Raw genomic sequence first — 12,584 nt, 5'->3', positions numbered from 1 at the left:
TCAAACCTAACGCATTTCGGTGGGCGCGGCGGCTCCGATCAGCGTCAGGCCGGACGTCAAAACGTCTGAAACAGCCTGCACCAGCCCTAGTCTGGCATGCGTCAATTGTCGGTCGTTAACCTTAACAAAACGTAAGTCGGGATTATCCGTGCCACGGTTCCAGTGTCCGTGGAAGCTGGAGGCCAGATCATAAAGGTAGAATGCCAGCCGATGGGGCTCGAGCGCAAGTGCGGCCGACTCGATCAGGCGGGGATATTCGGCAAGCTTGCGGATCAGGCCGATTTCGCCCTCGTCGGCCAGCAAAGCCACGGCGGACGCGAGGCTGTTGCGATCGAAATTAGCCTCGCCCAGTTGCTCGCTCGCCTGCCTGAATACCGAATGGCAGCGCGCCGAAGCGTACTGCACATAGAACACCGGATTGTCCTTGGACTGCTCGGTCACCTTGGCGAAATCGAAATCCAGCGGCGCGTCGTTCTTGCGGTAGAGCATCATGAAGCGGATCGCGTCTCGGCCGACCTCCTCCACCACTTCGCGCAGCGTCACGAAATCGCCGGACCGCTTCGACATGCGCACCGGCTCGCCGTCGCGAAACAGCTTCACCAATTGGCAAAGCAGCACGGTGAGCTTCACCTCGTCGCCGGCAATCGCCCGCGCCAGCGCTTCCAGTCGCTTGACATAGCCGCCATGGTCGGCGCCGAGCACATAGATCAGGTCGACGAAGCCGCGATCGACCTTGTCCTTGAGATAGGCGACATCGGCGGCGAAATAGGTGAAGGAGCCGTCCGACTTGACCAGCGCCCGGTCCATGTCGTCGCCGACCGCGGTCGAGCGGAACAGCGTCTGCTCGCGGTCCTCCCAATCATCAGGCTTCTCGCCCTTGGGCGGCGGCAATTTGCCCTTGTAGATGTGGCCCTTCAGCGTCAAATCGTTTATCGCCGAGCGGATCTTCCTGGCATTGTCGGCGTGCAGCGTGCGCTCGGAGAAGAACACGTCGTGATGCACGTTGAGCATCGCCAGATCCTCGCGGATCATCGCCATCATCGCATCGATGGTGCGGTCCTTGACAATGGCGAGCGCCTCGTCGTCCGGCATCTGCAGCAAAGAGCGGCCAAACTCCTTGGCCAGCGTCTGCCCGACAGGGACAAGGTAATCGCCGGGATAGAGACCGGGAGGTATTTCGCCGATGTCCTCGCCGAGCGCTTCGCGGTACCGCAGGAATGCGGAGCGACCGAGCACGTCGATCTGCGAGCCGGCATCGTTGATGACGTATTCCTTGGTCACGTCGTAGCCGGCAAAGGCCATCAGGTTGGCCAGCGCGTCGCCAACGACAGCGCCCCTGCAATGGCCGACGTGCATCGGCCCTGTCGGATTGGCCGAGACATATTCGACGTTGGTCTTCCTGCCAGCGCCAATCGTCGAGCGGCCATAGTTGCGGCCTTCGCCAAGCAAGGCGGTCAGATGCACCTGCCAAAAGCCGTCCTTGAGCCGGAGATTGACGAAGCCAGGGCCAGCCACTTCGGTGGCGGCGACATCCTTGTCGTCACGCAGCGCTTGCGCCAATTTCTCGGCCAGCGCGCGCGGGTTCTGGCCGGTCGGCTTGGCCAGCACCATTGCCGCATTGGTCGCCAGGTCGCCATGGCTGGCGTCGCGCGGCGGCTCGACGGCAATGCGCGACAGATCCGGCGAAACGCCATTACTGTCTTTCAAATCAAGCGCTTCGACAGCTTTTATGATTCGCGCGGTGAAGTCGGCGAAGATATTCATGGGAATGGCTCTGGTGGCTTTACAGGGAATCCGGCTCGTTGGCCGGCAAAATCGAGCCCGCCCTAGCTCAATTCCGGCGTATGGTCAAACAAACGCCGATGTTCCTTGAGCGCATAGGTGTCGGTCATACCCGCCAGAAAATCAGCAACGCTGCGCGCCTTGATGCGAACGGCGGCCCGATCCAGTCCCTCGCGCCAGCCGTCCGGCATGGCGCGCGGATCGGCGAAATAGGCGTCGAACAGATCGTTGACGATCCGCTCGGCGTCCGCGCGCACACGCATGACTTCCGCGTGCCGATAAAGATGCTTGTAGAGAAAGGCCTTCAGTTCTTTCTCGAAGGCGGCCATTTCGGCCGAGAAAGTCACCATCGTCTCGCCAGCCGCTCTCACGGCATCGGCGTTCCGTGGCCTGATGCGCTCCAGATTGGCAGTGGTGGAGACGATAACATCCTCGACCATGGCGGTGATCTGCCGCCGCATCAGCTCATGGCCGGTGCGTACGTCATCAAGAGAGGGATAGCGTGTGCGCACACCTTTCAGAATGGTTCCGGGCAGCGAAACCGTCTCCAGCATATCCAGCGTCAGCAGCCCTGCTCTCAGGCCATCGTCGATATCGTGCGTGTTGTAGGCGATGTCGTCGGCGATCGCAGCGCATTGCGCCTCGATGCCGGCAAACCGGTCCAGTTCGAGGTCGTGCAGCTCGGAATAATCACGGATCGCCTGCGGCACCCGCCCTTTCAGGCCTTGACCGTCGGCATCCGTCAGCGGTCCATTGTGCTTGACCAGGCCTTCCAGCGTTTCCCAGGTCAGGTTGAGCCCATCGAATTCGGCATAGCGCGCCTCCAGCCTCGTCACGATGCGCAGCGATTGCGCATTGTGGTCGAAACCACCCCAGGCGGCCATCTTCTCGTTCAGCGCGTCCTCGCCGGTGTGGCCGAAGGGCGTATGGCCGAAATCATGCACCAGAGCCACCGCCTCGGCGAGATCCTCATCGCCGCGCAGCGCTCGTGCCAAAGCGCGCGCGATCTGCGCCACTTCGATCGAATGGGTCAGCCGAGTGCGGTAATGGTCGCCTTCATGGGCGATGAACACCTGCGTCTTGTGCTTGAGACGGCGGAAGGCCGTCGAGTGGATGATGCGGTCACGGTCGCGCTGGAACGGCGTGCGGGTCGGGCTCTCCACCTCGTCGAAAAGCCGTCCGCGCGACTTTGCCGGATCGCAGGCATAGGCCGCGCGTGGCCGATAACCAAATCCGATGTCGCCCAACTCATTGGTCATGGCTGATGCCGCCGCAGTTGACTTGGTCCAGATAATTTGAGCCTGGTTGACTTGGCCCCTCGCGCTTCATACCTATCATGTGAAACCGAAAGCAAGGTGACGCCGATGGGCGCGGATGCCAAGACTGCCATGAAAGTCGACATGACCGAGGCCGCCGCCAAGCGGATCGCAAAGATTGTCTCGGGTGAGGCGGGCAAGACGGCGCTGCGCGTTTCCGTCGAAGGCGGCGGTTGCTCCGGCTTTTCCTACAAGTTCGATCTGGTCGACACGCGCAACGACGATGACGTCGCCATCGAGAAGGATGGCGCCACGGTGCTGATCGACGATCTGTCGCTGGTCTATATGGGCGGTTCGGTGATCGATTTCGTCGATGATTTGATGGGCCAGTCGTTCCAGATCCGAAATCCGAACGCAGTCGCCTCCTGCGGCTGCGGCACGAGCTTTTCCATATAGAATGCCTGCCATCGGCGCGGTCCGTCAGATCGCGCTGGCGGCTGGCCGCGACCTCGACGCCACGCTAGCCTTTTGGCGCGACGTACTGGGCATGAACCTGCATGCGCGCTTCGATCCGCCCGGCATCGCGTTTATCATGGCCGGCGATATCAGGCTGTTGTTCACCGACGGCATACCGGCAGGGACAGTTTATCTCGACATATCGGGTCTCGACGATTTCCACGCCTCGGCGGCGGCGGCCGGCGTCCCCTTCACAGCGACGCCGACGCTTGTCCATCGTGACAGCGAGGGCCAGTTCGGCCCAGCTGGGGAAACCGAATGGATGGCCTTCCTAAAGGACCCGGCCGGCAATACGATCGGGCTCGTCGAACGCCATCCGCCGCAAGACCCCAACTGAGCAGCATCGGAACCGTTATGAAAATCGTCACCTGGAACATCAACGGCGTGCGCGCCCGCATCGGCAACCTGACTCATTGGCTGACCGAAAGCGCGCCCGATATCGCCTGCCTGCAGGAGATCAAGACGGTCGACGAGCAGTTCCCGCGCGCCGAGATCGAGGCGCTTGGCTACAATGTCGAAACCTATGGCCAGAAGGGTTTCAATGGCGTCGCCATCCTGTCGAAGTTGCGCTTCGACGAAGTTGTCAGGGGCCTGCCCGGCGACGATGCCGACGAGCAGGCGCGTTTCATCGAAGGCGTTTTCTCGACGGACAAGGGCGCGCTGCGCGTAGCGTCGCTCTATCTGCCGAACGGCAATCCGATCGATGACGAGAAGAAGTTCTCCTACAAGCTATCCTGGATGGCACGTCTGGAGCGCTGGGCTGAAGAGCGCCTGAAGCTCGAAGAGGCGCTTGTGCTGGCCGGCGACTACAACGTTATCCCCGAGCCGATCGACGCGCGGTTTCCGGAGAACTGGCTGGGCGATGCGCTGTTCCAGCCGCAGACGCGGCAAGCCTTCCGCCGGCTACTCAACCTTGGGTTCACCGAGGCGGTGCGCGCAGTCACCGACGCGACTGACGCCTATACGTTTTGGGACTATCAGGCCGGCGCCTGGCAGAAGAACAACGGCATCCGCATCGACCATCTGCTTTTGTCGCCGGAAGCCGCCAACCGGTTCTCATCGGCCATGATCGAAAAGCATGTCCGCGCCTGGGAAAAGCCGTCCGATCACGTCCCGGTGGCGATCGATCTCGCGCTCCAGCCAGCCTGACGGCGCTAACCCTCATATCGCCACATTTCGCGCCGTTCATTGCTTGGTCAGCATGGCGGCTGGGATTCTATGACCATACGATTTCATCTTTGTCCGATCGGCCTGGCATTTGCCATGGCCGCTCCTGCCGCGGCGCTTGCCGATCAGGAATGCCTGGCCAATGGAAAATCCTACCAGCTTGGCCAGGTCGCCTGCCTGACGCTTGCCGGCCAGAGCCATCTTGCCCGCTGCGACATGGTGCTCAACAACACCTCGTGGACGAAGGTCGGCGACAACTGCCCCGCAAACACGATGGCGCCGCACCTGCATGCCACACCGATCTCGACGCCCGCGCCCAGCATGGTGCCGACGGAGCCGACCGAGAACTGATTCCGACAGGCGGCAGCAGCGCCTACTGGTCCGAGTTGCTGCCCTTGGTGAGGATATCGTCCGCCAGCGAGATCGCGGTGCGGCGGTCGGCTTCGCCGGCGGTGGCAAATGCCTCCTCCTGCATGCCGCGTATCCAGGGCTGATCGGCCGGCGAAGCGCGTTCGAGCGCAGCCGTCATCATCGCCAGGCCGCGAACGATCTTGCCGCTCTGGAACAGCAGGTGGCCCAATGTCGCCTGCGCGCCGGCATGGCCCTTCTCGGCGGCGAGTTGGAACCAGCGCCCAGCCTGCTTGACACTGGCCTTCACGCCGCCCTCGCCCTTCAGGAACATCTGCCCCATCTCGAACTGCGCGTTCGGATTGCGGTAGTTGGCGGCGGCGCGCATGTAATATTCCTGAGCGGCCACCTCGTTCTCGGTGACCGGACTGCCGGGAATGCCCTTGCGCAGATAGTCGCCAAGCGCCACCAACGCATCGGAGACATAGCTTTCCTCGGGCGAGCCGGGCTCGACATCCTGGTCGACGATCTCCGAGAAGAACTTGAACGCCTCATAGTCGTCGCGCGCCACGCCGTCGCCTTCCGCATACATGCGGGCAAGCTTCCAGGTGGCGCCGATCTGGCCGTTTTCGGCGGCGTATTTGTAGGCCTCGGCGGCCTGTTCCTTGTGTCCGTTCTTGTAGGCGGAGAAGCCGAACTGGAACACCGCCCACGGGCTCGACTGCGGCTTCACGCCGGTTTTGTCGTCGAACACCTTGTCATCGAAGGCCATGGCCTGGCCCACGGCGCCAAAGGTCGCGCCAAAAGTGGCAGCCACGACCAGTGCCGAAAAGACAGACGACCTCAACAACTCAGATGTCCGCATAGCAATGTGTTTCTTTCGCACCGCCCGGATGGGTCACAGCGCCATCGCGCGCCGGCCCCACCGTCTGTGCATATTTCCATATCGCGCCCGACTGATAGTCGGTCTTGCGCGCCTTCCAGGTCTTCGCCCTCGCCGCCAGTTCGCTTTGGGATAACGCCACATCGATCGTGCCGTTCACCGCGTCGATCGAGATCACGTCGCCATTCCTGAGCAACCCGATCGGACCGCCCACCGCTGCCTCCGGCCCGACATGGCCGATGCAGAAACCGCGCGTCGCGCCCGAGAAGCGCCCGTCGGTGATCAGCGCCACCTTGCCGCCCATGCCCTGGCCATAGAGCGCTGCCGTCGTCGACAGCATTTCGCGCATGCCGGGGCCGCCGCGCGGCCCTTCGTAGCGAATGACGAGAACCTCGCCTTCCCTGTAGTTGCGATGCGTTACCGCCTCGAAACATTCCTCTTCCGAATCGAAACAGCGTGCCGGGCCGGAGAACTTCAGCTCCGACATGCCGGCGACTTTGACGATCGCGCCTTCGGGGGCGAGGTTTCCCTTCAACCCAACGACACCGCCGGTTTGGGTAATGGGTGTGTTGGCCGGGCGGACCACATCCTGGTGTTCATTCCAGGCAACGTGCTCCATATTTTCGGCCAAAGTGCGGCCAGTCACGGTCAGGCAGTCACCGTGCAGATAGCCGTGGTCGAGCAATGTCTTCATCAACAGCGGGATACCGCCGGCCTCGAACATGTCCTTGGCGACATATTTGCCGCCCGGCTTGAGGTCGGCGATGTAAGGCGTCTTCTCGAAGATCTTCGCCACGTCGAACAGGTCGAACTTGATGCCGGCCTCGTGTGCGATCGCCGGCAGATGCAGTGCTGCGTTGGTCGAGCCGCCGGTGGCCGAAACCACGGTCGCCGCATTTTCCAGTGCCTTCAGCGTGACGATGTCGCGCGGCCGGATATTTTTCGCGATCAACTCCATGATCTTTTCGCCCGAAGCGAAATTGAAACGATCGCGCATTTCGTACGGCGCCGGCGCGCCACAGGAATAGGGCAGCGCTAGGCCGATCGCTTCGGCGACGGTGGCCATGGTGTTGGCGGTGAACTGGGCGCCACAGGAGCCAGCCGACGGACAGGCCGCCTGTTCGATTTCGAGAAGCTCGGCATCATCGATCTTGCCGACCGAATGTTGGCCGACTGCCTCGAACACATCCTGCACGGTGATGGGGCGGCCGCGGTAGCTGCCGGGCAGGATCGAACCGCCATAGATGAAGATCGACGGCACGTTGAGCCGCACCATGGCCATCATCATGCCGGGCAGCGACTTGTCGCAGCCGGCCAGCCCAACCAGCGCGTCATAGCAATGTCCGCGCATGGTGAGTTCGACTGAATCGGCTATGACCTCGCGCGACACCAGCGACGACTTCATGCCCTGGTGACCCATGGCGATGCCATCGGTGACGGTGATGGTGCAGAATTCGCGCGGCGTGCCATTGGCGGCCGCAACGCCCTTCTTGACCACCTGCGCCTGGCGCATCAGCGAGATGTTGCAGGGGGCCGCCTCGTTCCAGCAGGATGCGACGCCGACCAGCGGCTGCGCGATCTCGGCTGCCGACAAGCCCATTGCGTAGAGATAGGAACGGTGCGGCGCCCGCGCCGGACCGACGGTCACATGGCGGCTGGGGAGCTTAGCCTTGGAAATGACTTTGGCGTCCATACTCTTCCTTGCCCACATCTTCCCTGAAAAGGGGGCGATGCGGCCTGCCCCATCGCCGAGCCTTTTGGCGCGTGTCCCGAGACAAGATCGAGGTGCGCCGGGTTTATGGCGGGAAATGGGCAATTTCCTTGGCCTGACCTTTAGCGCAGGGGTTGTTCAGAAAGTGTTGCCGAAACGTCACAATCGCACGAGGTGAAAACGGTGCGGTTTATGTGCAACGCGGCTTGGGTAACTGGGCGCCTGACCAGACCTGCCAACGAAAAAGGCCGAGCGATGCCCGGCCTTTTTCGTTCAGCTTTTCAGAGGTTTAGAACTTGATCTTGAGGCCGCCTGAAATCGCTGTGACGAGATCGTTGCCGAAGTCGTAGGTGGCGTCATCTCCAACAACTTTACCGTTCTCCCCAATCAATATACCGGAATGACCGCTTGTCAGCACGCCAACCGCGCCAGCCAAGCGAACCTCGATATTCGGCTTAGGGGTGTAAGCGACACCGCCCCCCAGCGTCCAGGAGTCCGTCTGCGAGCCGTAGCCATGCGAAGTGCCGCGATCCCAGGAGAGCTGGCCGGCCGCACTCCACTCGTCGTTGAACTTATGACCGATGCCGCCCGTGACCGTCCAGCCGTCACGATACATCAGGTCGAGCGACGTTACTTCGCCTGGCGAGTTCGTGAAGCAAAACGCGCTTGGGACACCGACCGGACAGATCGGCACACTCTGCAGCACGCTCCAGTTAACCCACTTGATCGAACCGAAGGCGAGCCAGCCGGGCGCGATGCCCGACTGCATTTTCAATTCCACCACGTCCGGCATGTACTGCGTTGAGCCGTAGATCGGAAGAACGACGCTGCCGACATTTGTCAGATCGAGCGTGCCCGAAATGTTATCGAGCTTAACTTTCGAATTATAGACGAGGCTCGCGCGCAACGCGATGTCGGGGATTTCGTAGGCAAGGCCGGCGCGCCAGCCCCAGCCGTTGCTCGTCAGATCGACGCGACCGGTGCCGCCGAAGTCGGGCACCAGCGGTGACACCAGGCTTTCCTTGAAACCGTAGACCTTCTGGTAGAAAACACCGCCGATAAAGCGGAGTTGACCCTTGCCCGCATCCATTTTGTAAGAGCAAGTCGCAGCGTAGTTATCGCTTTTGATGTCGGTTTCCATGTTGGAAAACGCACCATTCCACACGCCGGGCGCAACATGCGCACCCCAAGGCTGCGAGTAGTCAATCATACAGTCGACACCTTGGACGATTTGGGCCTTCGCGCCGATGCGCGGGACCCAATAGTTCTCGGCCCCATCGGCCGAGGTCCCGAAACCTAGGTCGGCCCCGCCAGGACCGCGCGCATTCTTGAGCTTACGATCCGGCATCACGTAAGTCGCTTCCGCTTCCGTAGAGAACGGCGCAGGGTCAAACAAAAGATCGATGTCGTAACCGCCGCGCTCCAGGCCGCCAGCATGCGCCGAACTCATCGCGGTTCCGATCAAAGCCAGCGACAAGCACCCTGCCCCCAGCAGTGCTTTCAGACGCAAATTGTTCATGGATGTCCTCCCCCGAATAACCGTGCATCAAGCTAGAACCAATTCAGGTTAACGGTGCAACAACGAATTCAAGAAGCGTACACGTACAGTTGATCAGAGTGCGTTTTCCGCAAAATTCCGACTCTCCCGCAACACCGAAAACACGGCATTTGGGTGCAAATGAACCAACAAAATCGGGGAAACTTCTCCAAAATGGCCCAAGAAAAGGGCATTTTACGGGGTATCCGGCCCCATTGTTACATTATGGCAACAATGGGGCTAAAACTTCCGTTTACGTCAACATTAACGCAACGGAATGTCTATTTTCGCGGCAAGAAACTGTCGTTTTAGAGGGCGCTAAAATCTCACGAATCCCGCCCTCAACCGGCGTCGCGAACCCTGGTCAACGCGACCGAAAGCTTCTCCTGTGCGTCGCGGTATTCGGCCAGCTTTTCGCGCTCGGCCTCGACGATCTCCGCCGGCGCGCTGGCGACGAACCTTTCGTTCGACAGCTTCTTGTGCAGGCGCGCGATTTCCTCGGTCACCTTGGCCAATTCCTTCCGCAGCCGTGCCGCCTCCGCGACAAGATCGATCAGGCTGCCGAGCGGCAGGCAGATCGTCGCCTCGTTGAGCACGATCTGCGCCGAGCCCTTTGGTGCGACATCGGCCAGCGAGATGTCGCCGACGCGTGCCAGCCGCCTGATCGCCGAATCCTCGCGGACAAGCCGTTCGCGCGTCACATCGTTGGCGCCGACCACCACCAGCGGTGCAATGGCAGCCGGCGGCACGTTCATTTCCGAGCGCACGGAGCGGATGCCTGAAACGAGGTCGACCAGCCAGTTGATGTCGGCGGCAGCATCCGCGTCTTCGAAGTCCGGCGATGGCCATGCGGCATGGCACAGCAGCGACGCGCGTTCCTTGCCTTCGCCTGCAGTCTGCGCCCACAGCTCCTCGGTCATGAACGGCATCATCGGATGCAGCAGCTTATAGATCTCGTCCAGCACGAAAGCGACGCAAGCGCGGCTTTCGGCCTTGGCCGCCTCGTCAGTGCCCATGAACACCGGCTTCAGCAGTTCCAGGTACCAGTCGCAGAACAGGTTCCAGACGAAGCGGTAGGCGGCACCCGCCGCCTCGTTGAAGCGGTATGAGGTGATGCCATCGGTGATCTCGCGCGCGGCGCGCGTCAGCTCGGTCAGGATCCAGCGATTGACCGCCAGCTTGGCGTCGTTCAGCCAGACATCGTCATCGCGCGCAACCTCGTTCATCTCGGCAAAACGCGTCGCGTTCCACAGCTTGGTGCCGAAGTTGCGATAGCCGGCGATGCGCGCCGGGTCGAGCTTCACGTCGCGGCCTTGGGCCGCCATCACCGTCAGGGTGAAGCGCAGCGCATCGGCGCCGTATTCGTCGATGAGGTCGAGCGGGTCGATGACGTTGCCTTTCGACTTCGACATCTTCTGCCCGTTCTTGTCGCGGACCAGCGCATGGACATAGACGGTGTGGAAAGGCTCCTCGTCCATGAAGTGCAGGCCCATCATCATCATGCGGGCGACCCAGAAGAAGATGATGTCGAAGCCGGTCACCAGCACGTCGGTCTGGTAGTAGGTGTTCAGCTCGGGCGTCTCATCCGGCCATCCCAAGGTCGAGAACGGCCACAGCGCCGACGAGAACCAGGTGTCGAGCACATCCTCGTCGCGGGTCAGGATCTCGCCTGGCTGGAAATTCTCGAGCTTGTCCTCGACCCATGCCTTCCACGGCCCTTCCAGCGCCAGATAATATTCGATCGCCGCGCCCAGCGCCTCTTCCTCGGTCTTCTCAACGAAGACCCGTCCGTCCGGCCCATACCAGGCTGGTATCTGGTGACCCCACCAGAGCTGGCGCGAGATGCACCAGGGCTGGATGTTCTCCATCCAGTCGAAATAGGTCTTCTCCCAGTTCTTCGGCACGAAGTTCGTGCGGCCCTCGCGCACCGATGCGATCGCCGGTTTGGCCAGCTCCGCCGCGTTGGCATACCATTGCTCGGTCAGGAACGGCTCGATCGGCACGCCGCCGCGGTCGCCATGCGGTACGGCGTGGCGATGCGGCTCGACCTTTTCGAGGAAACCGCCTTCTTCCATCAGCTCGACTATCTTCTTGCGCGCGACGAAGCGGTCGAGCCCATCGACTTCATCCCAGACCGCCTGGCGCTCCGGCGTCACCTCGAGACCGGCAAGAAAATCCTCATTGTCCTTGAGGCTTACCGTCGCCGCGGTGGTCAGGATGTTGATCGCCGGCAGCTTGTGACGCTTGCCGACCTCGAAGTCGTTGAAGTCGTGCGCCGGCGTGATCTTGACCGCCCCGGAGCCCTTCTCAGGGTCGGAATATTCATCCGCCACCACGGGAATCTTGCGGCCGACGATCGGCAGAACGATTTTCTTGCCGACCAGGTGCCGGAAACGCTCATCGTCGGGGTGCACGGCAACGGCCGTATCGCCCAGCATCGTCTCGGGGCGCGTCGTCGCCACGGTGATGAAGGTTTTTGGGTTTTCCGGGTCGAAGGCCTGGCCCTCTATGGGGTAGCGGAAATGCCAGAGATTGCCGTTGACCTCCTGCTGCTCGACCTCGAGATCGGAGATCGCGGTCAGCAGCTTCGGGTCCCAGTTCACAAGACGCTTGTCCTTGTAGATCAGGCCTTCCTTGTAGAGCGTGACGAACACTTCAAGCACGGCCTCGGACAGGCCCTCGTCCATCGTGAAGCGTTCGCGTGACCAGTCGGCAGAGGCGCCGAGCCGCTTCAGCTGGTTGAAGATCGCGCCACCGGATTCGGCCTTCCACTCCCACACTTTCTCGATGAACTGCTCGCGGCTCAGGTCGCGGCGGTGGATCTGCTTTTCCATAAGCTGGCGCTCGACCACCATCTGCGTGGCGATGCCGGCATGGTCCATGCCTGGCTGCCACAGCACGTTCTTGCCGCGCATTCGCTCGAAGCGCACCAATATGTCCTGCAGCGTGTTGTTAAGCGCGTGCCCCATATGCAGCGAACCGGTGACGTTCGGCGGCGGGATGACGATCGTGAAAGCCTCCGCCCCCTCCTCGGCCCCGGCACCGGCGCGAAACGCGTCGGCCTCTTCCCAGACTTTGGCGATTTTCGGCTCGACGGTTTTGGCGTCGTAGGTCTTTTCAAGCATGGGAAAATGATCCGCGCTGTCGGGAGTTTTGCTGGTCCGGTGTAAATCGGAAGGTTTTGGCCAAGTCAACCGCAAGGCTGTCGCGGCCATTCACAGGCAGATAGGCGCGGCCTTGTTCATTTCAACGCAAGGCATGCCCGTGTTTGGCGCAGAGCCTCGCCCTTGGCGTCCGACAGGGATTTTCTGCATGCCGGATAGCCATAATCCGACCGGCGGACGTGGAAGATCTCGAACACGGTCCACTAAGGCAAGGGAATCC

At 61.5% G+C, this 12,584-nt stretch carries 10 protein-coding genes; 4 read left to right on the top strand and 6 right to left on the bottom strand.

Annotated features, from left to right (window positions below):
- Positions 1 to 6: 6 nt before the first annotated feature.
- Both argS and NKJ01_RS05860 read right to left on the bottom strand, forming a co-directional pair.
- On the bottom strand, positions 7 to 1,764 hold the full coding sequence (argS, locus tag NKJ01_RS05865; RefSeq protein ID WP_023757626.1) for an arginine--tRNA ligase: 1,758 nt from the start codon (positions 1,762 to 1,764) through the stop codon (positions 7 to 9).
- A gap of 62 nt (positions 1,765 to 1,826) precedes the next feature.
- Complete coding sequence (locus NKJ01_RS05860; RefSeq protein WP_023757627.1) at positions 1,827 to 3,041, bottom strand: deoxyguanosinetriphosphate triphosphohydrolase; 1,215 nt, start codon at positions 3,039 to 3,041, stop codon at positions 1,827 to 1,829.
- Positions 3,042 to 3,146: 105 nt separating this feature from the next.
- Between NKJ01_RS05860 and erpA the strand changes: the two genes are divergently transcribed.
- The 4 genes from erpA to NKJ01_RS05840 all read left to right on the top strand — a co-directional run bounded on the left by erpA (position 3,147) and on the right by NKJ01_RS05840 (position 5,072).
- Positions 3,147 to 3,494: an iron-sulfur cluster insertion protein ErpA gene (erpA, locus tag NKJ01_RS05855; RefSeq protein WP_031259639.1), complete on the top strand. Its 348-nt coding sequence runs from the start codon at positions 3,147 to 3,149 to the stop codon at positions 3,492 to 3,494.
- A gap of 1 nt (position 3,495) precedes the next feature.
- A complete protein-coding gene (locus NKJ01_RS05850; RefSeq protein WP_023757629.1) occupies positions 3,496 to 3,891 on the top strand; it encodes a VOC family protein in 396 nt (131 codons plus the stop codon).
- 17 nt (positions 3,892 to 3,908) lie between these two features.
- Positions 3,909 to 4,703, top strand: a complete 795-nt coding sequence (xth, locus tag NKJ01_RS05845; RefSeq protein WP_023757630.1) for an exodeoxyribonuclease III — start codon at positions 3,909 to 3,911, stop codon at positions 4,701 to 4,703.
- 114 nt (positions 4,704 to 4,817) lie between these two features.
- A complete protein-coding gene (locus tag NKJ01_RS05840; RefSeq protein ID WP_245266432.1) occupies positions 4,818 to 5,072 on the top strand; it encodes a hypothetical protein in 255 nt (84 codons plus the stop codon).
- A gap of 22 nt (positions 5,073 to 5,094) precedes the next feature.
- Here the strand turns inward: NKJ01_RS05840 and NKJ01_RS05835 are convergent, their stop codons facing one another.
- The 4 genes from NKJ01_RS05835 to NKJ01_RS05820 form a co-directional block, all read right to left on the bottom strand.
- Positions 5,095 to 5,934: a tetratricopeptide repeat protein gene (locus NKJ01_RS05835; protein WP_023757632.1), complete on the bottom strand. Its 840-nt coding sequence runs from the start codon at positions 5,932 to 5,934 to the stop codon at positions 5,095 to 5,097.
- Entirely contained in the window at positions 5,921 to 7,645 is a 1,725-nt protein-coding gene (gene ilvD, locus NKJ01_RS05830) for a dihydroxy-acid dehydratase (protein ID WP_023757633.1), read from the bottom strand. The genes NKJ01_RS05835 and ilvD overlap by 14 nt, the downstream gene beginning before the upstream one ends.
- Positions 7,646 to 7,952: 307 nt before the next feature.
- On the bottom strand, positions 7,953 to 9,182 hold the full coding sequence (locus NKJ01_RS05825) for an outer membrane protein transport protein (RefSeq protein ID WP_352606952.1): 1,230 nt from the start codon (positions 9,180 to 9,182) through the stop codon (positions 7,953 to 7,955).
- A gap of 359 nt (positions 9,183 to 9,541) precedes the next feature.
- Positions 9,542 to 12,325 carry a valine--tRNA ligase gene (locus NKJ01_RS05820; RefSeq protein ID WP_352726760.1) on the bottom strand — a complete coding sequence of 928 codons (2,784 nt, stop codon included), beginning with the start codon at positions 12,323 to 12,325 and terminating at the stop codon, positions 9,542 to 9,544.
- Between the last annotated feature and the right edge of the window lie 259 nt (positions 12,326 to 12,584).

The organism is Mesorhizobium sp. M0276, assembly GCF_040321755.1.
Taxonomy (GTDB): Bacteria; Pseudomonadota; Alphaproteobacteria; order Rhizobiales; family Rhizobiaceae; genus Mesorhizobium.
Note: the sequence above shows the minus strand (reverse complement) of the source record. Positions and strands in the feature narration are given on the sequence as shown.

Coding starts and splice junctions, on each gene's coding strand:
- argS (WP_023757626.1), bottom strand. CDS start 1,764: ATGAATATCTTCGCCGACTTCACCGCGCGAATCATAAAAGCTGTCGAA.
- NKJ01_RS05860 (WP_023757627.1), bottom strand. CDS start 3,041: ATGACCAATGAGTTGGGCGACATCGGATTTGGTTATCGGCCACGCGCG.
- erpA (WP_031259639.1), top strand. CDS start 3,147: ATGGGCGCGGATGCCAAGACTGCCATGAAAGTCGACATGACCGAGGCC.
- NKJ01_RS05850 (WP_023757629.1), top strand. CDS start 3,496: ATGCCTGCCATCGGCGCGGTCCGTCAGATCGCGCTGGCGGCTGGCCGC.
- xth (WP_023757630.1), top strand. CDS start 3,909: ATGAAAATCGTCACCTGGAACATCAACGGCGTGCGCGCCCGCATCGGC.
- NKJ01_RS05840 (WP_245266432.1), top strand. CDS start 4,818: ATGGCCGCTCCTGCCGCGGCGCTTGCCGATCAGGAATGCCTGGCCAAT.
- NKJ01_RS05835 (WP_023757632.1), bottom strand. CDS start 5,934: ATGCGGACATCTGAGTTGTTGAGGTCGTCTGTCTTTTCGGCACTGGTC.
- ilvD (WP_023757633.1), bottom strand. CDS start 7,645: ATGGACGCCAAAGTCATTTCCAAGGCTAAGCTCCCCAGCCGCCATGTG.
- NKJ01_RS05825 (WP_352606952.1), bottom strand. CDS start 9,182: ATGAACAATTTGCGTCTGAAAGCACTGCTGGGGGCAGGGTGCTTGTCG.
- NKJ01_RS05820 (WP_352726760.1), bottom strand. CDS start 12,325: ATGCTTGAAAAGACCTACGACGCCAAAACCGTCGAGCCGAAAATCGCC.